The sequence below is a fragment of the Mycobacterium shunyiense genome, assembly GCF_058270075.1.
This window is the reverse complement of the sequence record NZ_JBZDPU010000037.1, coordinates 55,225-79,204: the sequence shown is the minus strand read 5'-3', so window position 1 is coordinate 79,204 and position 23,980 is coordinate 55,225. Positions and strand designations below refer to the sequence as shown.

Annotated in this window: 19 protein-coding genes and 1 riboswitch; of the genes, 15 read left to right on the top strand and 4 right to left on the bottom strand. The window is 66.8% G+C overall.

What is annotated here, in order from left to right:
* Positions 1 to 127: 127 nt before the first annotated feature.
* From AC4ELH_RS29840 to AC4ELH_RS29825, 4 genes are all read left to right on the top strand, one after another.
* Positions 128 to 736, top strand: coding sequence for a LysM peptidoglycan-binding domain-containing protein (locus tag AC4ELH_RS29840; protein WP_064887630.1), 609 nt, complete (start codon positions 128 to 130; stop codon positions 734 to 736).
* Between the two features lie 208 nt (positions 737 to 944).
* A complete protein-coding gene (locus AC4ELH_RS29835; protein ID WP_448447253.1) occupies positions 945 to 1,610 on the top strand; it encodes an Rv1815 family serine proteinase in 666 nt (221 codons plus the stop codon).
* Between the two features lie 65 nt (positions 1,611 to 1,675).
* Entirely contained in the window at positions 1,676 to 2,170 is a 495-nt protein-coding gene (locus tag AC4ELH_RS29830) for a VOC family protein (RefSeq protein ID WP_448447084.1), read from the top strand.
* The gene (locus tag AC4ELH_RS29825) at positions 2,167 to 3,672 is read left to right on the top strand and encodes an FAD-binding protein (RefSeq protein WP_448447086.1); all 1,506 of its coding nucleotides are present in this window, start codon (positions 2,167 to 2,169) and stop codon (positions 3,670 to 3,672) included. Before AC4ELH_RS29830 ends, AC4ELH_RS29825 begins: the two co-directional genes overlap by 4 nt.
* On the opposite strand, the gene AC4ELH_RS29820 is transcribed toward AC4ELH_RS29825, so the two are convergent.
* Both AC4ELH_RS29820 and AC4ELH_RS29815 read right to left on the bottom strand, forming a co-directional pair.
* Entirely contained in the window at positions 3,669 to 5,582 is a 1,914-nt protein-coding gene (locus tag AC4ELH_RS29820; protein ID WP_448447088.1) for an ABC transporter ATP-binding protein/permease, read from the bottom strand. The genes AC4ELH_RS29825 and AC4ELH_RS29820 overlap by 4 nt on opposite strands.
* Positions 5,583 to 5,614: 32 nt before the next feature.
* The gene (locus AC4ELH_RS29815; protein ID WP_448447090.1) at positions 5,615 to 7,546 is read right to left on the bottom strand and encodes an ABC transporter ATP-binding protein/permease; all 1,932 of its coding nucleotides are present in this window, start codon (positions 7,544 to 7,546) and stop codon (positions 5,615 to 5,617) included.
* A 120-nt stretch (positions 7,547 to 7,666) separates the two neighbouring features.
* On the opposite strand from AC4ELH_RS29815, the gene secA2 reads away from it, so the two are divergent.
* From secA2 to gcvP, 11 genes are all read left to right on the top strand, one after another.
* Positions 7,667 to 10,012 (top strand): accessory Sec system translocase SecA2, encoded by a 2,346-nt coding sequence (gene secA2 / locus AC4ELH_RS29810; RefSeq protein ID WP_448447092.1) that lies wholly within the window; start codon positions 7,667 to 7,669, stop codon positions 10,010 to 10,012.
* A 10-nt stretch (positions 10,013 to 10,022) separates the two neighbouring features.
* A complete protein-coding gene (locus AC4ELH_RS29805) occupies positions 10,023 to 10,652 on the top strand; it encodes a CDP-alcohol phosphatidyltransferase family protein (RefSeq protein WP_236734935.1) in 630 nt (209 codons plus the stop codon).
* Positions 10,649 to 11,548 (top strand): DUF881 domain-containing protein, encoded by a 900-nt coding sequence (locus tag AC4ELH_RS29800; RefSeq protein ID WP_448447095.1) that lies wholly within the window; start codon positions 10,649 to 10,651, stop codon positions 11,546 to 11,548. Before AC4ELH_RS29805 ends, AC4ELH_RS29800 begins: the two co-directional genes overlap by 4 nt.
* 28 nt (positions 11,549 to 11,576) lie before the next feature.
* Positions 11,577 to 11,909 carry a small basic family protein gene (locus AC4ELH_RS29795; RefSeq protein WP_036449743.1) on the top strand — a complete coding sequence of 111 codons (333 nt, stop codon included), beginning with the start codon at positions 11,577 to 11,579 and terminating at the stop codon, positions 11,907 to 11,909.
* A gap of 166 nt (positions 11,910 to 12,075) precedes the next feature.
* On the top strand, positions 12,076 to 12,828 hold the full coding sequence (locus tag AC4ELH_RS29790; RefSeq protein WP_064957236.1) for a DUF881 domain-containing protein: 753 nt from the start codon (positions 12,076 to 12,078) through the stop codon (positions 12,826 to 12,828).
* A 37-nt stretch (positions 12,829 to 12,865) separates the two neighbouring features.
* Entirely contained in the window at positions 12,866 to 13,261 is a 396-nt protein-coding gene (gene gcvH, locus AC4ELH_RS29785) for a glycine cleavage system protein GcvH (protein WP_055114551.1), read from the top strand.
* A 189-nt stretch (positions 13,262 to 13,450) separates the two neighbouring features.
* Positions 13,451 to 13,930, top strand: a complete 480-nt coding sequence (gene garA / locus AC4ELH_RS29780) for a glycogen accumulation regulator GarA (protein WP_055114548.1) — start codon at positions 13,451 to 13,453, stop codon at positions 13,928 to 13,930.
* A gap of 3 nt (positions 13,931 to 13,933) precedes the next feature.
* Complete coding sequence (ftsR, locus tag AC4ELH_RS29775) at positions 13,934 to 14,683, top strand: transcriptional regulator FtsR (RefSeq protein WP_064885654.1); 750 nt, start codon at positions 13,934 to 13,936, stop codon at positions 14,681 to 14,683.
* A gap of 111 nt (positions 14,684 to 14,794) precedes the next feature.
* Positions 14,795 to 15,289: a bifunctional nuclease family protein gene (locus AC4ELH_RS29770; protein WP_064885652.1), complete on the top strand. Its 495-nt coding sequence runs from the start codon at positions 14,795 to 14,797 to the stop codon at positions 15,287 to 15,289.
* A gap of 246 nt (positions 15,290 to 15,535) precedes the next feature.
* Positions 15,536 to 16,156, top strand: coding sequence for a MerR family transcriptional regulator (locus AC4ELH_RS29765; RefSeq protein ID WP_036387126.1), 621 nt, complete (start codon positions 15,536 to 15,538; stop codon positions 16,154 to 16,156).
* 130 nt (positions 16,157 to 16,286) lie between these two features.
* Positions 16,287 to 16,385: riboswitch (glycine riboswitch) on the top strand.
* Between the two features lie 153 nt (positions 16,386 to 16,538).
* A complete protein-coding gene (gene gcvP, locus AC4ELH_RS29760) occupies positions 16,539 to 19,379 on the top strand; it encodes an aminomethyl-transferring glycine dehydrogenase (protein ID WP_448447098.1) in 2,841 nt (946 codons plus the stop codon).
* A gap of 111 nt (positions 19,380 to 19,490) precedes the next feature.
* Here gcvP and AC4ELH_RS29755 read toward each other — a convergent pair whose 3' ends face one another.
* Complete coding sequence (locus AC4ELH_RS29755; protein ID WP_448447100.1) at positions 19,491 to 21,725, bottom strand: substrate-binding domain-containing protein; 2,235 nt, start codon at positions 21,723 to 21,725, stop codon at positions 19,491 to 19,493.
* Positions 21,726 to 21,780: 55 nt separating this feature from the next.
* Entirely contained in the window at positions 21,781 to 23,979 is a 2,199-nt protein-coding gene (locus AC4ELH_RS29750) for a malate synthase G (RefSeq protein ID WP_064885645.1), read from the bottom strand.
* Between the last annotated feature and the right edge of the window lies 1 nt (position 23,980).

Below are 23,980 nucleotides of genomic sequence, written 5' to 3'. Positions count from 1 at the left end.
TTTCCCAGTGTTGGTTGGACGTTTGAATTCGAGCCGAGCCGAATAGCACCAAAGCAAACTCGAAGTCAGTAAGGTCGACAGAACCCGGGTGCGACAACCCGGATCACGGTCACGAAAGGGGCAATGCGTGGGAGACACACTGACCGAAGGACAGAAGCTGGAGAAGGGTGGTTCGCTCACCTCCAACAACGGCGCGTACACGCTGACGTTGCAGGATGACGGCAACCTCGTGTTGGAGGCACGTGGCCAAGCGGTCTGGTCTACTTCCACCAACGGCCAGGACGTGGTGCGCGCCGAGGTACAGACCGACGGCAACTTCGTGCTGTACACCTCGGAGAAGCCGGTGTGGCACACCGACACCAAGGGCAAGAAGGACGTCAAGCTGGTTCTCCAGGACGACCGCAACCTGGTGCTGTACGCCGCGGACGGTCCCGCATGGTCGTCCAAGACCGAGACTTCCGAGCCGCCGCCACCGGCGCCCGAGGCCGCCGCGCCCGAGGTTGAGGTTGCCCCGGCCGCTGTCGAGGAGCCCGTGGCCGCACCCGAGCCGGCAGCGCCGCCGCCACCCCCGCCGGCTCCCGAGCCGCGCACCTACACCGTGGTGTCCGGCGACACCCTGTGGGCGATCGCCGAGCGCTTCTACGGCGATGGCAACCGCTACCAGCAGATCGCCGATGCCAGCGGTATCGCCAATCCCGATCTGATTCACCCCGGCCAGGTCTTGACGATTCCGTGACCTGAACGGAAGACCTGAACGGACGCGCGGCCCGGACCACTTGGTCCGGGCCGTCGTCGTTTCTGGCATTGGATCTCGCGCGTCGTGGGTACCCCCGGTAACGAAGTTGCCGCCTGACCGATATTGAAGTCGGTAGGGTGACTTTCACCACGTCCGAAAACGAGGGAGGCCGGCCGTGAACAGTTGGCTTGGTGGGGCGATACGGGCGATGGCGGTGGTGCCGGCGGCGGGGCTGCTGGCATGTCCGGTGCCGACGGCGGCTGCGGCGGGTTCGCTGGTGTACCCCGGGATGGAGATTCGCCAAGGCACCAATCTGTGCACCCTCGGCTTCGTGGACCCGGGGAGCCGGGTCGGATTCACCGCCGGGCACTGCCGCGGCGGTGGGCCGGTGAACGACCGGGACGGCAATTTCATCGGGCACATGGGTTCTTACCGGGACAACACGCCCGACGGGGCCACGGTCGACACCAATCACATGATCTCCGATTGGGAGACCATCCAACTGGCCGGCGATGTCGTGGTGAACAACATCCTGCCGGGTGGGCGGATGCTGGTCGAGGATCCCGCCGTGGTGCCGACGCCCGGCGCCCCGGTCTGTCACTTCGGGGTGGTGACCGGAGAGACCTGCGGCACTGTCGAGGCCGTGAACAACGGCTGGTTCACGATGGCCAACGGCGTGGTGAGTCAAAAAGGCGATTCCGGTGGTCCGGTATACATCGTCACCCCCGATGGTCGTGCTGCCATCGTGGGAATGTTCAACAGCACGTGGGGTAACTATCCGGCCGCGGTCTCCTGGCAGAACGCCAGCGTCCAGGCCCGCGGTGACGGCGCACCGCTCGCCGGCGAGGTGTCGAATCTCGTCGGGCAGCCGTGACTCGCCGTTCCCCTAACTAGAACACGTTCTAGCCATCCAGGCGGGTGGGCGATATTCTCATCGCGATGCTTAATCAGACACCTGTCCAGATCGCCTGGGTCACCGCTGACCTGGCTGCCACCGAACAGGCCCTGTCCACCCTGCTGGGCGCGCGACGGTGGGTGCGCATGCCTGCGGTGCATTTCGGCCCTGAGACGTGTCAATACCGCGGCAAGCCCGCCGATTTCGTGGCCGACATCTCGCTGAGCTACGCCGGTGACACCCAACTGGAACTGATCGCACCGGTGAGCGGTGAGAGTGTCTACACGGAGTTCCTCGAAGCACACGGGTCCGGCCTGCACCACATCTGTGTCGAGGCAGCCGACCCGGCGGCGTTCGACGCACGTGTGCGCGACGCCGAAGACGACGGGACCCCGGCGGTGTGTCAGGGCGAGATGCCCGGGGGAATGAAATTCGCCTACCTGTCGGCCGCCGGAGCCGGGGTGCCGTATCTGGAGGTCGCTTACATCCCGCCCGAGATCCGGGCGTTCTTCGAGTATGTGAAACAGGAGCAGCAGTGAAGGAAATCCCCGCGGTCCTAGAGGCCTCCGAGGTCGACGCCGTCGGATCCTGGTCCGACGAGTTCGATGTCGTGGTGATCGGATTCGGCATCGCCGGAGGTTGTGCAGCGGTCAGTGCTGCCGCCGAGGGCGCCCGGGTCCTGGTGTTGGAGAAGGCCGCGGCGGCCGGCGGCACCACCGCGATGGCGGGCGGGCACTTCTATCTCGGCGGCGGCACCGCGGTGCAGGAGGCCACCGGGCATCCCGACACCGCCGAGGAGATGTACAAGTATCTGGTCGCCGTCTCGCGCGAACCCGATCTGCCCAAGATCCGTGCCTACAGCGACGGCAGTGTCGAGCATTTCAATTGGCTTGAGGCACTGGGCTTTCAGTTCGAGCGCAGCTTCTACCCGGGCAAGGTGGTGGTCCCGCCGGGTACCGAGGGGCTGTCCTACACCGGCAACGAGAAGGTCTGGCCATTCACCGAGAAGGCCGAGCCGGCGCCCCGCGGGCACTCGGTTCCCGTGCCCGGCGAGTTGGGCGGCGCGGCGATGGTGATCGATCTCCTGCTGAAACGCGCTGAGACGCTGGGCGTCACGATCCGCTATGAGGTGGGTGCCACCAACCTGATCGTCGACGGCAGTGCGGATGACCGCCCAGTGGTCGGGGTGAAGTGGAAGCACTTCGGCGAAACCGGTTGTGTGAAAGCGAAATCGGTCATCATCACGGCCGGCGGATTCGCGATGAACCCCGAGATGGTCGCCGAGTACACCCCGGCGCTCGGCAAGAAACGACGCACCAAGCACCACGGTGAGGTGGAGCCCTACATCCTGGGCAACCCCAACGACGACGGCCTGGGTATCCGGATGGGTGTCGCGGCAGGCGGCGTGGCCAACGGCATGGACCAGTTGTTCATCACCGCCGCGGCCTACCCGCCGGAGATCCTGCTGACCGGCGTGATCGTCAACAACCAGGGCCAACGCTTCGTCACCGAGGACTCCTACCACTCGCGTACCTCGGCATTCGTTCTGCGACAGCCTGACCAGCAGGCGTACCTCATCGTGGATGAGCAACACATGGAGATGCCGGCCATGCCGCTCATCAAGTTCATCGACGGCTACGAGACGATCGCCGAAGTCGAAGAGGCACTGGGCATCCCGGCCGGCAACCTGGCCGCCACCCTCGATCGCTACAACAAGAACGCGGCCAACGGTGAAGATCCCGACTTCCACAAGCAACCCGACTACATCGCGGTGCAGGACACCGGGCCGTACGCGGCGTTCGACCTGTCCCTCGGGATCGCCATGTATTCGGGATTCACGATGGGCGGGTTGACGGTCTCCATCGACGGCGAGGTGCTGCGTGAGGACGGCAGCGTTATCACGGGCCTGTACGCGGCGGGCGCCTGCGCGTCCAACATCGCCCAGGACGGCGAGGGCTACGCCAGCGGAGTGCAGCTCGGCGAAGGGTCGTTCTTCGGGCGCCGCGCCGGCACGCACGCAGCGGCGCGCCAGGCCGGTTAAGTCGGCGAGCCGACGGACGCGAGCTGCCACCGACCGTCGCCGAGCAGTTCCAGCCGACGGTCGTGGAGCCGGTTCACGCTGTCCCGGTGGCTGATGCTGACCACGATGCAATCGGGCAGCTCGGTGCGCAGGGTCGAGTACAACGCGTACTGCTGACCGGCATCGAGCGCCGAGGTGGCCTCGTCCAGGAACACCGCAGACGGCCTCGCCAGCAGAATCCGGGCGAACGCGATCCGCTGCTGCTCGCCGGGGGACAACACCTTTCCCCAATCGGCGTCCTCGCCCAGACGAGAGGTCAGATTACCGAGGGCGACCTTGTCGAGAGCGGCCCGGATCTCGTCGTCGGTGTAGGTACCGGTGGGTGAGGGATAGGAGGTCACCGTCCGCAGATCGCCCAGCGGGGCATAGGGGAGCTGTGACAGGAACATGACCTCACCCTGCTCGGGATAACGCACGGTGCCCGACCCGTACGGCCACAGCCGCGCCAAGCTACGCAGCAGCGTCGTCTTACCGGTACCGGACGGCCCGGTGATGACCAGAGAATCGCCGGGTGCGAGTTGCAGGTCGAGGTTGTGCAGCAGCAGGTCGCCCTGAGGTGACCGCACCTCGACATCCTCGAGTTCCACCCCGCCGGTGGCACTCATCCCGGTGTCCAAACGTGGTAGCGCCCTTGCCTGTTCGTTCGCACTGACGAGTCCGTCGAGACGGATGATCGCGGCCCGGTATCCGGCGAATGCGTCGTATACCGAGCGGAAGAAGCTCAATGAGCTCTGCACGTTGTTGAACGCGCTGGCCGACTGCAAGACGTCGCCGTACGTGAGCTGACCCGCGAACAACCGAGGTGCCTGAATGATCAGCGGCAGGGGATCGATGATCTGGTTGATGGACCGATTCCAGCCGAGGAACGCGACGCCCCGGCGCACGAGCCTGCGATAGTTGGTGATCACGTTGGCGAATCGATCGGACAGCGTGCCGCGTTCCGTGCGTTCACCGTGATAGAAACCGACTGCCTCGGCCCCGTCACGGATACGCACGAGTGCATAGCGGAACGCCGCGTTGGTCAGCGAGTTGCGGAACGTCAGCCGGATCATCGGTCTGCCGATCCAGATCGCCACGACCGTCGTGATCGCCACCCACAGCAGGGCGATCCAGAACAATGCCTTCGGCACGGTGACGCCGAAAAGGGTCAACGGGCCGGCGAGGTTCCACAGGATCGGGGTGAATGCGACGACCGAGACGATCGAGTACACCGAGCCGAACACCAGAGTCTGCGCGGTGGCGACTGTCGGCGTGTTGGTCTCCGGACCGGTGCCGGTGGTGAAGACGTCGATGTCCTGCTGGATCCGCTGATCCGGGTTGTCGATCGGGGTACCGCCGAAACCGCCGATGAACCGGCCGCGATAGTAGGCGCGCTCGTCGAGCCAGTCGCCGGTCAGCCGGTTGGTGAGCCAGACCCGCCAGCGGATGATGAAGTACTGCATGAGATACAGGTCGAGCAGGGTGCGGGTGATATCGGCTGTCACCAACAACGCGAAGATCAGGATCGAGTGCCAGAACCCGTCGATTCCCGAACGGCGCACCGCCTCGTCACCTGAACCGGCACCGGAGAACGCCACCTGCAGCGCAGTCGTCTGGTCGTTCACGTAGTAGCTGAACAACACGTCCATCCGCACCGAGAGCATCACCGAGAACAGCAGGACACCCAGCAGCGCCCACACCGGAAAGCTCTCGCGCCCAATGAAATAGCCGCCGGTGACCCGCCAGAACTGACGACCCCATGTGGTGAAGCGAGCCAGCAGGGCCGCGACCGCGACCAGCGCCACCGAGCCGATCGCCCACGCCTTGAGGACCCAGACCAGGGATCCCAGGATCTCGTTGCCCCAGTCCAGAGACTGGGTGAACATCTCCATACCCCGGGAAGTTACCGGGAACTACCGCCCGATCAGGGTTGCTTGACCAGGCCGGCCGCGTCGTCTTCGATCCGGCCGAGTCGCCATTCACCGTCACCGAGCAGCTCGAGTTCGTGGGTGTGGTGCTGCTCGACCGTGGTGCGGTGGCTGACGCTGACCAGGATGGTGTCCGGCAGGTCGGTGCGCACCCGCTGGTAGAGCATGAACTCCAGGCCCTCGTCGAGCGCGGATGTCGACTCGTCGAGGAACACCACCTTGGGCTTGACGAGCAGGATCCGGGCGAACGCAATCCGTTGTTGCTCACCGGGAGACAGCACCTTGGCCCAGTCCTGGACCTCGTCGAGCCGGCTGACCAGATGCGCGAGGGCCACCTCGTCGAGGGTTCGCTTGAGCGTCTCGTCGTCGACGGCGCCTTCCTCGCCCGGGTAGGTCACCACGGCGCGCAGGTCACCGAGCGGGACGTACGGCAACTGCGAGAGGAACATGGTTTCGTTGGGCCCGCACGGGCGGGTCAGCGTGCCCGACGTGAAGGGCCACAGTTCGGCGAGGCTGCGCAGCAGCGTGGTCTTGCCGCTGCCGGAGGGCCCGGTGATCACCAACGTGTCACCGACCTGCAGGTGCAGGTCGAGCGGATTGACGAGTTGCCTGCCGTCGGGGGTGCGGACCTCGATGTCGGTGAGCTTCACCGTGCCGTCCACACACGGCAGGGTCGCCACCTCGGGCAGATCCCTGGCCTGTTCGTTCGAGACGACCAGGCCGTGGAGGCGGATGATCGCGGCGCGGTAGCCGGCGAAGTTGTCGTAGGCGCCGCGGAAGAACGACAGGCCGTCCAGCAGGCTGCGGAACGCACTCGCGGTCTGGGACAGCGCGCCGAGGGTGATCTCGCCGCTGTAGAACCGCGGGAACTGCACGACGTAGGGGATGAGCTCCTGGGCCTGGTCGATCGTCAAGTTCCAGCCGAGGAACTTGGTCATCCGGTTGACGTAGTGCTTGTAGTTGGTCACGACCGGTGCGAACAGATGCCGCAGGCCGGTGCGCTCGGCGATCTCGCCACGGTAGAACGCCACGGCTTCGGAGGCGTCGCGCAGCCGCACCAGGGCGTACCGGAAAGCCGCGTTGAACTTCTCGTTGTTGAACGACAACGTGATGATCGGGCGGCCGATCCAGAACGCCACGACGGTGGCGAACAGGACGTAGATGATGCCGATCCAGAAGATCGCGCGCGGCAGCTCGATGCCGACGAACGGCAGCGTGATCGCGCCGGACAGGTTCCAGAGAATCGCGGTGAACGAAATCATCGAGGCGATCGCGTTGATCGCACCGAACAAAAGCGTCGCCGTGGACGTATTGTTCGGCCGGTTCGGCAGGGAGTCGGCGCTGCCAGTGAAGGTGTCGATGTCGGTCTGGATGCGCTGGTCGGGGTTATCGATCGTGGCGTCGATGAAGCGGGCCCGGTAGTAGGCCTTGCCGTTGAGCCAGTCGGCGGTGAGGCGGTCGGTGAGCCAGGCGCGCCACCGGAGCATGAACCGCTGGGTCATATAGAGGTCCAGCATAATCCGGGCGACGTTGAGGGTCGCCAGGATGGCGAAGACGGTCATCGCCATCCAGAAGCCGTCTTTACCCGACTGCTTCACGGCCTCGTTGCCGCTGGAGATACCACCGGCGATGACCTGGAAACTGGTCATCAGGTCGTTGCCGTAATAGCTGAAGAGCACGGTCAGGCGCACGCTGGTGATCACCGAGAGCAGCAAGGCGGCCAGCCAGGCCCACACGATCACGCTGTCCCGACCGGTGAAGTAGTCGCGGGTGATCCGCCAGTACTGGCGGCCCCACGAGGTGAACTGGGCGAGCACGACCAGGATCACCAGCGTGGACACCGCCGCGATGAACCAGCCCTTGGCGATCCACACCAGCGAGGTCCCGAGCTCGTTGCCCCAGTCCAATGTCGGGGTGAACATCTCCATGCGGGCAAAGTACCCGCATCAGCTGGCACAAGCCCGGCCGGACGGCTCCAGGCGTGGCCGCGCCGATCCGGTTCGGGGTCACGCTCAAAGGCATCTGCCGCGTCCGCGTACCGTGAACATGTGCCGAAGACGTCCAGCGCCAAACCGGGCCGCTTGAGCAGCAAGTTCTGGAAGCTACTGGGGGCCAGTACCGAGCGGAACGAGGCCCGGTCGCTCTCAGAGGTCAAGGGTGCAGCCGCGTTCGAAGAGAAGGCTGCCAAGCTCGACGACGAGCAGCTCACCAAGGCTGCCAAACTGCTCGAGCTGGAGGACCTGGCCGCCTCCGCCGACATGCCACAGTTCCTGGCGCTGGCGCGCGAGGCCGCCGACCGGACGACGGGCCTCCGGCCTTTCGACGTACAGCTTCTCGGCGCGTTGCGCATGCTCGCCGGTGACGTCGTCGAGATGGCCACCGGTGAGGGCAAGACCCTGTCCGGGGCGATCGCCGCGGCCGGCTACGCCATCGGCGGCCGGCACGTGCATGTCATCACCATCAACGACTATCTGGCCAAGCGCGACGCGGAGTGGATGGGTCCGCTGCTGGAGGCGCTGGGGCTGACGGTCGGCTGGATCACCGAGGACTCGACAGCCGAAGAGCGGCGTGCCGCTTACGAGTGCAACGTCACCTATGCGTCGGTCAACGAGATCGGGTTCGACGTCCTGCGGGACCAGCTGGTCACCGATGTCGACGATCTGGTGTCACCCAATCCCGACGTCGCGCTGATCGACGAGGCCGACTCGGTGCTGGTCGACGAGGCGCTGGTGCCGCTGGTGCTGGCAGGGACCAGTCACCGGGAGCAGCCGCGCGTCGAGGTCATCCGGATGGTCGGAGACCTCACCGCCGGAACAGATTTCGACACGGACGACGACAACCGGAACGTGCACCTCACCGAGGCCGGCGCCCGCAAGCTGGAGGCCCGCCTGGGCAACATCGACCTGTACTCGGAGGAGCACGTCGCGACCACTCTCACCGAGGTCAACGTCGCGCTGCACGCGCACGTGCTGCTCCAACGCGATGTGCACTACATCGTCCGGGACGGGGCGGTGCACCTGATCAACGCGTCCCGCGGCCGGATCGCCTCGCTGCAGCGCTGGCCGGACGGTCTGCAGGCCGCCGTCGAGGCCAAGGAAGGCATCGAGACCACCGAGACCGGTGAAGTGCTCGACACCATCACGGTGCAGGCGCTGGTAAACCGTTATCCGACGGTGTGCGGCATGACCGGTACCGCGCTGGCCGCCGGCGAGCAGTTGCGCCAGTTCTACAAGCTCGGGGTGTCGCCGATCCCGCCGAACAAGCCCAACATCCGTGAGGACGAGACGGACCGGGTGTACCTGACCGAGGCCGCCAAGAATCACGCCATCGTGGAGCACATCGCCGAGGTGCACGAGACCGGTCAACCGATCCTCGTCGGCACGCACGACGTGGCCGAGTCCGAAGACCTGCACCGCAGGCTGGTCAAGGCGGGCGTTCCCGCCGTCGTGCTCAACGCCAAGAACGACGCCGAAGAAGCCTCCGTGATCGCCGAGGCAGGCAAGCTCGGTTCGGTCACGGTGTCCACCCAGATGGCCGGCCGCGGCACGGACATCCGCCTGGGTGGGTCCGATGTGGCGGACGACTCGGCCGAGAAGGAGAAGGTGGCCGACCTCGGCGGGCTGCACGTGGTCGGCACTGGCCGGCACCACACCGAGCGCCTGGACAACCAGTTGCGTGGCCGCGCCGGACGTCAGGGCGATCCCGGGTCGACGGTGTTCTTCTCCAGTTGGGAGGACGAGGTAGTGGCAGCTCACCTCGACGAAACCAAGTTGCCGACCGAAACAGACGAGGACGGCCGTGTCAGCGCACCCAAGGCGGCTGGTCTGCTCGACCACGCACAGCGGGTCGCCGAGGGCCGGCTGCTCGACGTGCACGCCAACACCTGGCGCTACAACCAACTCATCGCCCAGCAGCGCGCGATCATCGTGGAGCGTCGCGAAACCCTGCTGCGCACCGATACCGCCCGCCAGGAACTCGAGGCCCGCTCACCCGAGCGCTACGCCAAACTGGCCGAAGGCCTGGGTGAGGACGCCGAGGAGAAGCTCACCAAGATCTGCCGGTTGATCATGCTCTACCACCTCGACCGCGGTTGGTGTGATCACCTGGCATTCCTCGCCGACATCCGCGAGAGCATCCATCTGCGGGCGCTGGGCCGGCAGAACCCGCTCGACGAGTTCCACCGGATGGCCGTCGACGCGTTCGCCTCGCTGGCCGCCGACGCCATCGAGGCAGCCCAGCAGACCTTCGACACGGCCGACGACATCGAGGACGAGCCGGGCATCGATCTGTCGAAGCTGGCGCGGCCGACATCGACGTGGACGTACATGGTCCACGACAATCCGCTCAACGACGACACCATGTCGGCGCTGAGCCTGCCGGGCGTGTTCCGCTAAGTTTTTAGACATGGATCACGCACCTGCTCCTGAGGGCAGGAGCGCAACGAGTCGGGCCGCACCACCGGGGTCGGATCGGGTGCTGACGGTGCCCAACGCGCTCAGTGCGCTGCGCCTCGTATTGGTGCCGGTATTCCTGTGGCTGCTGTTCGGCGCACACGCCAACGGCTGGGCCGTGGCGATCCTGATGTTCAGCGGCTTCTCCGACTGGGCCGACGGCAAGATCGCGCGCCTCGTCGACAATCAGTCGTCGCGGCTCGGTGAACTGCTCGACCCCCTCGTCGACCGGATCTACATGGTCACCGTGCCGGTCGCCCTCGCGCTGTACGGCGTGGTGCCGTGGTGGGTGGTGCTGACCCTGCTCGGGCGCGACATAGTGCTCGCCGCCACGCTGCCGCTTCTGCGTCGACGCGGACTGACCGCACTGCCGGTGACGTATCTGGGCAAGGCCGCCACCTTCGCGCTGATGTCCGGGTTCCCGTGGATTCTGCTCGGGCAGTGGGACGCGACGTGGAGCCGGGTGGCGCTGGCCTGCGGATGGGCCTTCCTGCTGTGGGGCGTGGCGCTGTACCTGTGGTCGGCCGTGCTGTACCTGGTGCAGGTGGGCATGGTGATGCGACAACTTCCCGTCAGATCATGAGCACGCTGGGCGGCTACGAGTCGGGGGCAGGACTCAACGACCATGAGGCCCACGCGCCCAAGCGGATCCCACTGCCCTCGCTGCTTCGGTCGTTGCTCTCGGAGCACCTCGACCCGGGTTACGCCGCGGCCGCAGCGGCCCGTGAGACCGGTGATCGACCGCATCGGCGCATCCGGGATTTCGCGTGGTTGGTGGTGGGTGCGGGGGCGATCGCGACAGTGTTCGCGGTGGCCGCCGGCCAGGCCCAGACCGCGGCGCCCGCGGCCCGCGAAGCCCAGCACACCCTGGCCGGGCGGGTGCGGGCGGCGCAGATCGGTGCCGACGAGGCCAGCTCCGAACGCGAGGCACTCGTCGATCAGGTGGACGCCGAGCGACGCAGCAGACTCGGCATGGACGAGAACGGCCAGCATCTGCTCGGCAGTCTGGACACCGCCAACATCGAAGCGGCCGCCATCCCGATGATCGGTCCCGGGCTGACCGTCACGGTCACCGATCCCGGTCTGTCCAAGGACCTCAGCGACGTGTCGAAACAGCGGGTTGCCGGTGGACAGCAGATCATCCTGGACCGGGACCTGCAGCTGGTGGTGAATTCGCTGTGGGCCAGTGGCGCAGAGGCGGTTTCGGTAGGCGGTGTGCGGGTCGGCGCCGGGGTGACGATCCGTCAGGCGGGAGGCGGGATTCTGGTCGACAACCAGCCGATCACCAGTCCGTATGCCATTGTGGCCATCGGACCGCCGAAGGGGATGGCCGACGCTTTCGACCGGACCCCGGGCCTGCAGCGGCTCCGGTTGTTGGAGACTTCCTACGGGGTAGGGGTGAACGTGAGTGCGGGTGACGGCCTGACCGTGCCCGCGGTGTCGGTGCGAGATGTCAACTTCGCCAAACAGATTGGATAGGCCTGAGGTGCACAGGATGGACCGTTAGATGATCGGGATCGTCGCACTGGTCGTCGGGATCGTGCTCGGGTTGGTGTTCCACCCCAGCGTTCCCGACTTCGTCGAGCCATACCTGCCCATCGCCGTCGTGGCGGCGTTGGATGCGGTGTTCGGTGGGTTGCGCGCCTACCTGGAGCGCATATTCGACGCCAAGGTGTTCGTGGTCTCGTTCGTGTTCAACGTGTTGGTGGCCGCGTTGATCGTGTACGTCGGTGATCAGCTCGGCGTCGGCACCCAGCTGTCGACGGCCATCATCGTGGTCCTCGGCATCCGGATCTTCGGCAACGCCGCCGCACTGCGGCGCAGGTTGTTCGGCGCCTGACATGAGCGACGCCGAGCCCCCACCCAAGGACCATCCGGCCGAGCCGGACCATCCGGCCGAGCCGGCCGAGCCGACAGAGCCGGACGGGCCCGAAACGGAGTCCGAGCCAGAGCCAGAGCCGAACCATCACGCAGAGCACGCTGCCGAACACCACGGCCGCCACGAGATGCCCGCCGACGTCTCGCCACGCCGGTTCCGGAATCTGCGGATCGTGCGCCGCAGCCGTTCGCAGCTGGTGTTCGGCGCGCTCGGGGTGTTGTTGTGCATCCTGCTGGGCATGGCGATCGTCACCCAGGTCCGCCAGAACGAGTCAGGAGATTCGCTGGAGACCGCGCGCCCGGCGGATCTGCTGGTGCTGCTCGACTCCCTGCAGCAACGTGAGGGGTCGCTCAACACCGAGGTGGCCGACCTGCAGCGGACGCTGCAGCAGCTGCAGGCCTCGGGCAGCAGCGACCAGGCCGCGATCGAGAATGCCCAGTCCCGGCTGGAGGCCCTGGCCATCCAGATCGGCACGGTGGCCGCGACCGGCCCCGGCGTGACGCTCACCATAGAAGACAACGCGCCCGGTGTTCCCGCCGAGACCATGCTCGATGTGATCAACGAGTTGCGCGCCGCGGGCGCCGAGGCCCTTGAGATCCGCGGCGGCGATCAGCAGGCCGCCGTACGGGTCGGCATCGACACCTGGATCGTCGGCACCCCCGGGGCGCTCACCGTCGACGAGGTGACCCTGCGGCCGCCGTATTCGGTTCTGGCCATTGGGGACCCGCCGACCCTGGCCGCCGCGATGAACATTCCCGGCGGGGCAATGGACAGCGTCAAGCGTGTCGGCGGCACGATGGTGATACAACAAGCCGAGCGTGTCGACGTCACCGCCTTGCGGCAACCGAAACCACGCCAATACGCTCAGCCCGTCAAGTGAGCACAGCAACACCAACCGCCCGACAATAAGGAGCGCCGTGAGCGACATCCCAGCCGACCTCTACTACACCTCGGAGCACGAGTGGGTACAGCGCACCGGTGACGACACGGTGCGCGTCGGCATCACCGACTACGCACAGTCCGCCCTCGGCGATGTGGTGTTCGTCCAGCTGCCCGACGTCGGCGCCCAGCTGGCCGCCGGCGATGCGTTCGGCGAGGTCGAATCCACGAAGTCCGTGTCGGATCTCTACGCTCCGGTCGCGGCGAAAGTCGTTGCGGTCAACGGTGATCTGGACGGCAGTCCTCAGCTCGTGAACTCCGACCCCTACGGCGAAGGCTGGCTGGTCGATCTGCGGCTCGAGGAGGGCACGCTCGAGGACGCCCTGGCCGGTTTGCTCGACGCGGACGGCTACCGCGCCGCCGTGACCGAGTGAGTAATTGTTAGGGTTTCGAAGGCCGGTCGCCGAGACCGGTTCGGCCGTACCCGGCGCGCAGATATCTTCCCCATCGGATCCGGCGGTGGTGGACACAACGATGCCTGATGCGCGGTACGGTCGACGTGAGACCGACGATGGGCTGGGGCCGCGCCGGCCAACGCCACAGCAGCCAGTGAGGAGCAGCGGGTGACGGACAAGGACAGCAATTTGGGGGCCGACCAGTCGGAAGACGTGACGGTGGAAACCACATCGGTTTTCCGCGCGGACTTTTTGAACGAACTGGATGCGCCCGCAACGGCAGGTACCGAAGGCGCCGTCTCCGGCGTCGAGGGCCTGCCCGCGGGTTCGGCATTGCTGGTCGTCAAGCGTGGACCGAACGCCGGATCGCGTTTCCTGCTCGATCAGCCGACCACGTCGGCCGGGCGGCACCCGGACAGCGACATTTTTCTCGATGACGTCACGGTGAGTCGTCGACACGCCGAGTTCCGGTTGGAGAGCGGTGAGTTCCAGGTCGTCGATGTCGGCAGCCTCAACGGCACGTACGTCAACCGCGAGCCGGTTGATTCGGCCGTACTCGCCAACGGCGACGAAGTGCAGATCGGGAAGTTCCGCCTGGTGTTCCTCACCGGTCCCCGGTCTGACGACGACAGCGGCCCGACCAGCTAGCCGATGACTGCCCCCGACAGACCTGCGCTGGCCGGGATGTCGATCGGCGCAGTGCTGGACCTGCTGCGGGGCGACTTTCCGGACGTCAGCATCTCCAAGATCAGGTTCCTCGAGGCCGAGGGACTGATCACGCCGCAGCGCACCGCGTCGGGGTACCGGCGGTTCACTGCATACGACTGTGCGCGGTTGCGGTTCATCCTGACTGCTCAGCGTGACCAGTATCTGCCGTTGAAGGTGATCAAGGCGCAGTTGGACGCCCAGCCCGACGGTGAATTGCCGGAGGCCGGATCGGCCTACGCGGTGCCCCGACTGGTCGGGGTGTCCGAGAGTGGGGGCGAGGGAGTGGACGGCGCCGCCGGCTTGTCGGCGGTGGCGCCGACACAGGTCCGGCTCTCCCGTGAAGACCTGTTGACCCGGTCGGGCATCGACGAGGAGATGCTGGGGGCGTTGGTTCGCAACGGCATCATCACCGCCGGGCCCGCCGGGTTCTTCGACGAGCATTCCGTGGTGATCGCACAGTGCGCACGTGCCCTGGGCGACTACGGCGTCGAGCCCAGGCACCTGCGGGCATTTCGCTCCGCGGCAGACCGGCAATCCGACCTGATCGCCCAGATCGCCGGTCCGGTGGGCAAGGCGGGCAAGGCCGGCGCGCGGGACCGGGCCGATGACCTGGCCCGTGAGGTGGCCGCCCTAGCGATCACTCTGCACACGTCGCTGATCAAGTCCGCCGTACGCGACGTTCTGGATCGCTGAGGACTAGACTCGTTTCGACGGCCAGTTCGTCTAAGTCGGGACCCCTGAGGCGAACTGGCGAAGGACGAAAGATTCGACGAAACGGCACGGCGGTGCGGAGGGCAGGCACAGATGGCTGAGGTTCGCGTGGTCGGCATTCGAGTGGAACAGCCGCAGAACCAGCCCGTGTTGCTGTTGCGGGAATCCAACGGTGACCGCTATCTCCCGATCTGGATCGGGCAGTCGGAGGCCGCCGCGATCGCGCTGGAACAGCAGGGCGTCGAGCCCGCCCGGCCGCTCACTCACGACCTGATCCGAGATGTCATTGCCGCCCTTGGACATTCACTCAAAGAGGTGCGGATCGTCGACCTGCAGGAAGGCACGTTCTACGCCGACCTGATCTTCGACCGCGACATCACGGTGTCGGCCCGGCCTTCGGACTCGGTGGCGATCGCTCTGCGCGTCGGCGTGCCGATCTACGTGGAGGAGGCGGTGCTGGCCGAGGCCGGCCTGCTGATTCCCGACGAGAACGACGAAGAGGCTACGGGCACCGTCCGTGAGGACGAGGTCGAAAAGTTCAAGGAGTTCCTCGACAGCGTTTCGCCGGACGACTTCAAGGCGACATGACTGTCGCCCGCGCCTTGCAGGTCACGGGTACATCTCAAGTGGGTATACCGGTGTCGACACGCGGCGCGGGAGACAATCGGGCGGGAATTCGGGCGCCATACTTTCATCGCAGCGGGCAATCACGGCTCGGCGGGAAGCGTATGCTCGACACATTCGAGCTCGCAGCAAACCGTCGCGGAAGAGATGGCTGCGCTGCAGGACATGGCACTACGGTGCGGGCGAGTTCGATCGGCGAGAGGATTCACAGTGGGTGACACGCCACGGCAGGAAGAGCTGGATCTGACCACCGGGAGCGGCGCGGAGCCGCCTGTCAGGCCAGCTGGCGAACCCGTGCAGGGTGGGCTGTTCCCCGATGACTCGGTGCCGGACGAGCTGGTGGGCTACCGCGGTCCCAGCGCCTGCCAGATCGCCGGTATCACCTATCGGCAGTTGGATTACTGGGCGCGTACCTCCCTGGTGGTCCCGTCCATCCGGGGCGCCGCCGGCTCAGGCAGCCAGCGTCTGTACTCGTTCAAGGACGTCCTGGTCCTCAAGATCGTCAAGCGGTTGCTGGACACCGGCATCTCGCTGCACAACATCCGGGTTGCGGTCGATCACCTGCGCCAGCGTGGCGTCCAGGATCTGGCCAACATCACCCTGTTCTCCGATGGCACCACGGTCTACGAATGCACCTCGGCCGAAGAGGTCGTGGATCTGCTGCAGGGCGGCCAGGGCGTGTTCGGCATCGCGGTATCCGGCGCCATGCGCGAGCTGACCGGCACCATCGCAGACTTCCCGGGCGAACGTGCCGACGGCGGCGAATCCATCGCATCGCCCGAGGACGAGCTGGCGTCGCGGCGAAAAAGCCGCGACCGCAAGATCGGCTGATCCTCCGCCGCGTACAGACACCTAGGTTCCCCTCGACCGTCGTTGAGGGGAACTTTTGCTGGGAGCCGTCCCGCTTGCGGGGGAACTGTTCGCGAGCACCGGTGCGCTGCCGGTAGAATTGCCGACGCATCGCCCTCGCGCGGGAGAGTTTCGTGACAGCCAGCCACGGACGCCGAAGGAGCAATACCTCTCCGTCAACCTCTCAGGCCCCCAGGACCGCGTCAGGCCCCGATGCCTCTGGAAAGTGGTGCCCATGGGCACCCGCCCATGGGGAAAGGTCCTGTAGCCGGGGCTGAATCTCTCAGGCGCCCGGACCGGGTCGACGACAGAGGGAGAGGGACGCCTACGACGTTTCATCACGTCTGCGCCTCAGGAGAGTGTCGTGTCCGACCAGCTTCAATCGCGTTTCGCCGATCGTCACATCGGCCCGGACGCCACTGCCGTTGCCACCATGCTCGACGTGATCGGCGTGGCATCGCTCGACGAGCTCGCCGCCAAGGCGCTGCCCGCAGGCATTCTCGACGCGCTGGCGTCCGACGGGGTCGCCCCGGGCCTCGAAGCTCTGCCCGCGCCGGCCACCGAGGAGCAGTCCCTGGCCGAGCTCCGGGCGTTGGCCGACTCCAACACGACCGCGGTGTCGATGATCGGTCAGGGCTACTTCGACACGTTCACGCCCGCCGTGCTGCGGCGCAACATTCTTGAGAACCCGGCGTGGTACACCGCCTACACCCCGTATCAGCCCGAGATCAGCCAGGGCCGGCTCGAGGTGCTGCTGAACTTCCAGACCATGGTGAGCGACCTGACCGGACTCGAGGTGGCCAACGCCTCGATGCTCGACGAAGGCACCGCCGCGGCCGAAGCCATGACCCTCATGCACCGCGCGACCAAATCCAAGACGAACCGACTGCTGGTCGACACCGATGTGTACGCGCAGACCGCGGCGGTGCTGGCCACGCGCGCGCAGCCGCTCGGCATCGAGATCGTCACCACGGACCTGCGCCAGGGATTGCCCGAGGGTGAGTTCTTCGGCGTCGTCGTGCAGCTGCCGGGAGCGAGTGGCCGGGTGGACGACTGGACGGGGCTGATCGGCGAGGCGCATGAGCGTGGCGCACTGGTGGCGGTTGGCGCGGACCTGCTCGCGATGACGGTGATCACCCCGCCGGGCGAGATCGGGGCCGACGTCGCCTTCGGGACCAGCCAACGGTTCGGTGTGCCAATGGGATTCGGCGGCCCGCACGCCGGCTATCTGGCGGTGCACGCCAAGCATGCCCGGCAGCTCCCGGGCCGTTTGGTCGGTGTCTCCGTCGACGCGGATGGGTCGCCGGCCTACCGACTGGCGCTGCAGACCCGTGAGCAGCACATCCGCCGGGACAAGGCCACCAGCAACATCTGCACCGCGCAGGTGCTGTTGGCCGTGATGGCCGCGATGTACGCCAGCTACCACGGTGCCGAAGGGTTGACGGCGATCGCCCGCCGCGTGCAGGGCCATGCCGCCGCGATCGCGGCCGCACTCGGCGATGCGCTGGTGCACGACAAGTACTTCGACACCGTGCTGGCCCGGGTTCCCGGACGCGCTGACGCGGTGGTCGCGGCGGCCAAGGCCAAGGGCATCAACCTGTGGCGCGTCGACGCCGACCACGTGTCGGTGTCGTGCGACGAGGCGACGACCGACGAGCATGTGGCCGCGGTCCTGGAGGCTTTCGAGGTGGCACCCGCCGATGCCGCTGCCAACGCAAGTGGGGCTGTGGCGACGCGGACCTCGGAGTTCCTCACGCATCCGGCGTTCAACTCCTACCGCACCGAGACCGAGATGATGCGGTACCTGCGGATGCTGGCGGACAAGGATATTGCCTTGGACCGCAGCATGATTCCGTTGGGTTCCTGCACGATGAAACTCAACGCGGCGGCCGAGATGGAGCCGATCACCTGGCCCGAGTTCGGCCGTCAGCACCCGTTCGCGCCGGCATCGGACAACCCGGGCCTGCGCAAGGTGATTGCCGATCTGCAGGACTGGCTCACCGGGATCACCGGCTACGACCAGATTTCGTTGCAGCCCAACGCCGGTTCCCAGGGGGAGTACGCCGGTTTGCTGGCGATCAAGGCGTACCACGACTCGCGCGGCGATACCGAGCGCGACCTCTGCCTGATCCCGTCGAGCGCGCACGGCACCAACGCCGCCTCGGCTGCGCTGGCCGGCATGCGCGTCGTGGTGGTGGCCTGCCGTGAGAACGGTGACGTCGACCTCGACGACCTCCGGGCGAAGATCGCCGAACATGCGGATCGTGTTGCGGCGCTGATGATCACCTATCCGTCGACGCACGGGGTGTACGAGCACGACGTCGCCGACATCTGCGCGGCGGTGCACGACGTGGGCGGCCAGGTCTACGTGGACGGCGCAAACCTCAACGCGCTCGTCGGGTTGGCCCGGCCGGGCCGCTTCGGTGGCGACGTCAGTCATCTGAATCTGCACAAGACCTTCTGCATCCCGCACGGTGGTGGCGGCCCCGGTGTCGGGCCGGTCGCGGTGCGCTCACATCTGGCGCCGTTCCTGCCGGGCCATCCGCTGGCCGACGAGCTGCCCGATGAGCACACCGTCTCCGCAGCGCCCTACGGGTCGGCCTCGATCCTGCCGATCACCTGGGCCTACATCCGGATGATGGGGGCCACGGGTCTGCGCGCAGCAACGCTGACCGCGATCGCGTCGGCCAACTACGTGGCCCGTCGCCTCGACGAGTACTACCCGGTGCTCTACACCGGGGAGAACGGGATGGTCGCCCACGAGTGCATCCTGGACCTGCGCGGGATCACCAAGGACACCGGCGTGACCGTCGATGACGTGGCAAAGCGCCTGGCGGACTACGGTTTCCACGCACCCACCATGAGCTTCCCGGTGGCAGGCACGTTGATGGTCGAGCCGACCGAGAGCGAGAGCCTGACCGAGGTCGACGCGTTCTGCGACGCGATGATCGCCATCCGCGCCGAGATCGACCGGGTCGGCTCGGGGGAGTGGTCAGCCGAGGACAACCCGTTGCGCGGCGCCCCGCACACCGCCGAGTGCCTGCTGGTGACGGACTGGGATCACCCGTACACCCGCGAGCAGGCCGCCTACCCGTTGGGCAAGGGATTCCGCCCCAAGGTCTGGCCGCCGGTGCGTCGGATCGACGGTGCCTACGGCGACCGGAACCTGGTGTGCTCCTGCCCGCCGGTCGAGGCGTTCGCCTGACACGTCGGTTTCTACATCAGGGTTGTGCCCGGTCGCTCCGCACAACCCTGATGTAGAGAATCGCGCGTCCCTGATGTGGAAAACGGGGCGTCACGGGTGCGGTACTGCGGATCAACCCAGCATGGTGTTGACCGCGCTGGCCAGCTCGGGTGAGGTCGAGCTGGCCAGATGCTGGTAGGTGCCGCTGGTGGCCTGCGCGACGGCCTCCCACGTGGCCCGGTCCGAGCCTGTGCCGAAGTCGATCACGTTGACTGCGATCGGTCGGGCCGGGTCGAATGCGCCGCGGATGTAGTCCTGCAGCCCGGGCCCATCCAGACTCTGATCGGTGTGTGGTCCGGTGGTGATCAACAGGATTGAGTTGCTCTGGCCCTCACGGTATTTCGACAGCGCTTCGGTATAGAGCATGCGGAGCGTGGTGAACGACACCGCGCCGCCGCCAGAGGCGGACTGCTCATCGAGCGTCGAGATCAGTGCATCGGAGCGCCGCTGTCCGTTGACCGGCTCGGCCAGCGGGCCGGTTGAAATCTCCGACCGTCCCTCGGTGCCGTCAAAAGTCCAGAGGCCGACTGCGGCGGTATCGGGCAGGGCCTTGAGCCGGCCGTCGAGCGCGGCCACGACGTTGGCCAGGCGCGACTTGCCACCCTCTTCGGTCGGCATCGACTGGTCGAGCATGATCGTGACCGCGGGGTTCCCCGACGGCGTGGCAGTGGCGTTGGCCAGCGTCACCCGCATCGAGTTGTCGCCCACCGACAGCGGTGCCGCGAGCTGGCTGAAACTGGTGACATCGCTGGATGGCGGCGACGTGCCCTCGGCGCGGAACCCGGCCTTGGCGAGTTCGGCGAGCTGCTCAGGCTTACGCAGGTAGCGGGCGAACTCGCTGGCCGCAGTGACCTGTTCCTTCTCGAGCCAGTCCCCGGACAGCAGCACCGTCGGATAGTCGGCGGTGGCGGTAGGACCCGGCGGCAGCCAGCCGGCCAACGAGGACTTGACGTTGTCGACCGAGGTGGCCCGCTGGAACAGTTGCTGCTCAGTGGTGGCCACCGCGTGCACCGGCGCGGTCGCCGCATCAGGGGCGTTGAGCAACGCGTCGAAGGCGGTGCCCAGCTCGGAGTCGTCGAGTTTGGGCTGCCCGTGGAACAGGCTGTTCACGCCGCTCATACCGGAGGTGGCCGGCGCACCCGAAGGAGCCGTCGCCGCGGCGACGGCCTCGGCAGCGAGCAACGCGGCATCGCCGTTGCTATGGGTCGGCAGGGCAAGTTTGAGCGTGCCCCAACCGGGCAGCTTAAGCGCGTTCATCGCCGCCGGACTGCTTTGCAGCTGAGGAAGGGTGGCCCAGGTCTGTTGTGCCAGGGCGTCTTTGAGCTGCGGACGGACCGCAAGTAGCACCGGCGAGGTGACCAGGGACCGGCTGTCGCTGACAGTCTTGGCGCCCGCGGTCGCCTCCAGCCGTGCCTCGGCGATACTGCTGGCCGGAATCCACAGTGCCGGACGGTCGCCGAGCTCGCTGGGCCACGCGTTGGCGAAGCCACTGACCACGCGGTCGGAATCGGCGGACTGCACGCGCACCTTGACGCAGCGGTCACCCACCGGGCTGACCGACTCGTTGTACGTGTTGGCCAGTCCCTCGATGCGGGAGGAGATGGTCGGGTCGGCGATCACGGCGACCCCGAGTTCGCCGTCGACACAGCGCGCGGCTGCAGCGTCGCTGCGGCCGGCGAGCATGTCACCGAAGAACTTCCACAGGATCATCGCGCCGACCACGGCCACCACGGTGACCAGTGCGACGATCACACCGACGCTGACACCTCGGCGCCCGGACTCGACTGCGCGGTGGCTGCCGGTCCACTCACCGTCCCACTCGCCACGCTGGCGGCTGGTCGGGCCGGTCGGCGGCGGCGGATCACCGACACCGCCGACCGCACCGAACTGGGCGGTCGGCTGATCGTCGGCATACTCCGCGTCGTAGTCGTCGGCGGCGTACTGGTCGCGGTAGCCGTCGACGTACTCGTCCTCGTACCCGTCTTCCTCTACGTACTCGGCTTCGTCGTAATCGGCGTACTCCGAGTCGTGATAGTCCGATTCGTAGTCGTCGTCCCCGTCGGCGTACTGCGGTGCGCGGTACGCGGGTTCGGGTTCGGCGCGGTAGCCGCGGTCGTCCCGGTAGCCCGGCTCGTCCCGGTACCCGCGATCGGGCTGACGCCCGGGCGTGTCGAAGTCGTCTTCGGCGTACCGGGACTGCTCGCCGCGGGGACGGTCGTAATCGTCCCGGTAATCGGAGTCCCCGACGTGCCCGTGATCGGGCTCGTCGGGTGCATCCTCAGGGTCGGGAATGCTGTGCCTGCCCATTCCTAACCCCTGTACGTCTCGCGCCGACTAGTCATCCGGACCCGCCGAAGTCTAATCACTTCCCCGCGGTGCTCGCTTTGAACTCGCGGCGGCGCCGGTGCAGGATCGGCTCGGTGTAGCCGTTGGGCTGCGCTGCCCCGGACAGGATCAGCTCCTGCGCCGCGCCGAACGCGATGCTGGCATCCGGGTTGGGCGCCATCGGCAGGTAGTCGGGATCACCGGCGTTCTGCTCGTCGACGACTGCGGCCATCCGGCGCAGGCTGGCCTTGACGTCCTCTTCGGTGATGACGCCGTGACGCAGCCAGTTGGCCAGCAGCTGGCTCGAGATCCGCAGGGTCGCGCGGTCTTCCATCAGCGCGACGTTGTGGATGTCGGGCACCTTCGAGCAGCCGACGCCGGCATCGATCCAGCGGACCACGTAGCCCAGGATCGACTGGCAGTTGTTGTCGACCTCTTCGTGGATCTCCTCGGGCGACCAGGTCAGTGAGGAGTCCGCCAGCGGGATGGTCAGCAGCTCTTCGATGGTGGCGCGCTTCTTGCCGGTCAGTTCCTTCTGCACGGCCTCGACGTCCACCTGGTGGTAGTGCATCGCGTGCAGGGTGGCCGCCGTCGGTGAGGGCACCCATGCGGTGGTGGCACCGGCCTTGGGCTGGCCGATCTTCTGCTCGACCATGTCGGCCATCAGATCGGTCATGGCCCACATGCCCTTGCCGATCTGGGCCTTGCCGGCCAGGCCGGTGGCCAGGCCCACGTCGACGTTGTTGTCTTCGTACGCCTTGATCCACGGCTGGGCCTTCATGGCGCCCTTGCGGATCATCGGGCCGGCCTCCATCGAGGTGTGGATCTCGTCGCCGGTGCGGTCGAGGAAGCCGGTGTTGATGAACACCACTCGATCGGCGGCGGCCTTGATGCTGGCCTTCAGGTTGACGGTGGTGCGGCGTTCCTCGTCCATGATGCCGACCTTGAGGGTGCCGCCGGGCAAGCCGAGCACGTCCTCGACACGACCGAACAGCTCACAGGTGAAGGCGACCTCGTCGGGTCCGTGCATCTTGGGCTTGACGATGTAGACCGAGCCGGTGCGGCTGTTCTTCAGCGGGCCATTCGCCTCGTCGTCCTTGAGCCCGTGCATGGCGATCAGGCCGGTGAACAGCGCGTCCTGGATGCCCTCGGGGATCTCGTTCCCATCAACATCCACGATCGCGTCGTTGGTCATCAGGTGCCCGACGTTGCGCACGAACAGCAGGCTGCGACCGGGCAGGGTGAGCTCACCCTCGCCGTCCGGCGTGGTGAAGGTGCGGTCCGGGTTGAGCACGCGGGTGAACGTCTTGCCGCCCTTGGCGACCTCTTCGGCCAGGTCGCCCCGGTTCAGGCCCAGCCAGTTGCGGTAGCCGAGCACCTTGTCGTCGGCGTCGACGGCGGCCACCGAGTCCTCGAAGTCCATGATCGTGGTGATCGCGGATTCCAGCACGACGTCCTTGATGCCTGCGGCGTCGGTGGAGCCGATGGGGGAGTCCGGGTCGACCAGGATCTCGATGTGCAGGCCGTGGTTGGCCAGCAGCACCGACCACTGCGGCTGCCCGAGCTCACCGGTGTAGCCGACGAACTGCTCGGGGGTGCCCAGGCCGGAGGACAGGCCGTCGCCGTACTCCACCAGCAACTGGCCTTCGTCGATCTTCAGGCCGGTGGCCTCGGCCCAGGTTCCCGCGGCCAGCGGCACGACCTCGTCCAGGAAGTTGCGGGCGTAGGCGATCACCTTGTCGCCACGGACCTTGTTGTAGCCCGACCCCTTCTCGGCGCCGTCCTCTTCACTGATGACGTCAGTGCCGTACAGCGCGTCGTACAGCGAGCCCCAGCGGGCATTCGCGGCGTTGAGCGCGAAGCGGGCGTTGAGGATCGGCACCACGAGCTGCGGACCGGCCGTCGAGGTGATCTCGTCGTCGACACCTGAGGTGGTGATGGTGAAGTCGGCGGGCTCCGGCAACAGGTAGCCGATATCGGTGAGGAACTGCTTGTAGGCCTCGGGGTCGACCGGCTCGAGCACATGAGCGCGGTGCCACTTGTCGATCTGCGCCTGCAGATCGTCGCGACGGGCCAGCAGGTCCTGATTCTTCGGGGTGAGGTCAGCGACGACCTTGTCCACACCGGACCAGAAGCTGTCCGGGTCGACGCCGGTGCCCGGCAGTGCCTCGTTGGTGATGAAGTCGTGCAGCACCTGTGCCACGCGCAGGTTTCCGACAGTCACGCGATTGGTCATG

Excerpts from the sequence above, each read along its gene's own strand:
- AC4ELH_RS29835 (WP_448447253.1), top strand. The coding sequence starts at position 945 with ATGGCGGTGGTGCCGGCGGCGGGGCTGCTGGCATGTCCGGTGCCGACG.
- AC4ELH_RS29830 (WP_448447084.1), top strand. The coding sequence starts at position 1,676 with ATGCTTAATCAGACACCTGTCCAGATCGCCTGGGTCACCGCTGACCTG.
- AC4ELH_RS29820 (WP_448447088.1), bottom strand. The coding sequence starts at position 5,582 with ATGGAGATGTTCACCCAGTCTCTGGACTGGGGCAACGAGATCCTGGGA.
- AC4ELH_RS29815 (WP_448447090.1), bottom strand. The coding sequence starts at position 7,546 with ATGGAGATGTTCACCCCGACATTGGACTGGGGCAACGAGCTCGGGACC.
- AC4ELH_RS29805 (WP_236734935.1), top strand. The coding sequence starts at position 10,023 with ATGGATCACGCACCTGCTCCTGAGGGCAGGAGCGCAACGAGTCGGGCC.
- AC4ELH_RS29800 (WP_448447095.1), top strand. The coding sequence starts at position 10,649 with ATGAGCACGCTGGGCGGCTACGAGTCGGGGGCAGGACTCAACGACCAT.
- AC4ELH_RS29795 (WP_036449743.1), top strand. The coding sequence starts at position 11,577 with ATGATCGGGATCGTCGCACTGGTCGTCGGGATCGTGCTCGGGTTGGTG.
- AC4ELH_RS29790 (WP_064957236.1), top strand. The coding sequence starts at position 12,076 with ATGCCCGCCGACGTCTCGCCACGCCGGTTCCGGAATCTGCGGATCGTG.
- ftsR (WP_064885654.1), top strand. The coding sequence starts at position 13,934 with ATGACTGCCCCCGACAGACCTGCGCTGGCCGGGATGTCGATCGGCGCA.
- AC4ELH_RS29770 (WP_064885652.1), top strand. The coding sequence starts at position 14,795 with ATGGCTGAGGTTCGCGTGGTCGGCATTCGAGTGGAACAGCCGCAGAAC.
- AC4ELH_RS29755 (WP_448447100.1), bottom strand. The coding sequence starts at position 21,725 with ATGGGCAGGCACAGCATTCCCGACCCTGAGGATGCACCCGACGAGCCC.
- AC4ELH_RS29750 (WP_064885645.1), bottom strand. The coding sequence starts at position 23,979 with ATGACCAATCGCGTGACTGTCGGAAACCTGCGCGTGGCACAGGTGCTG.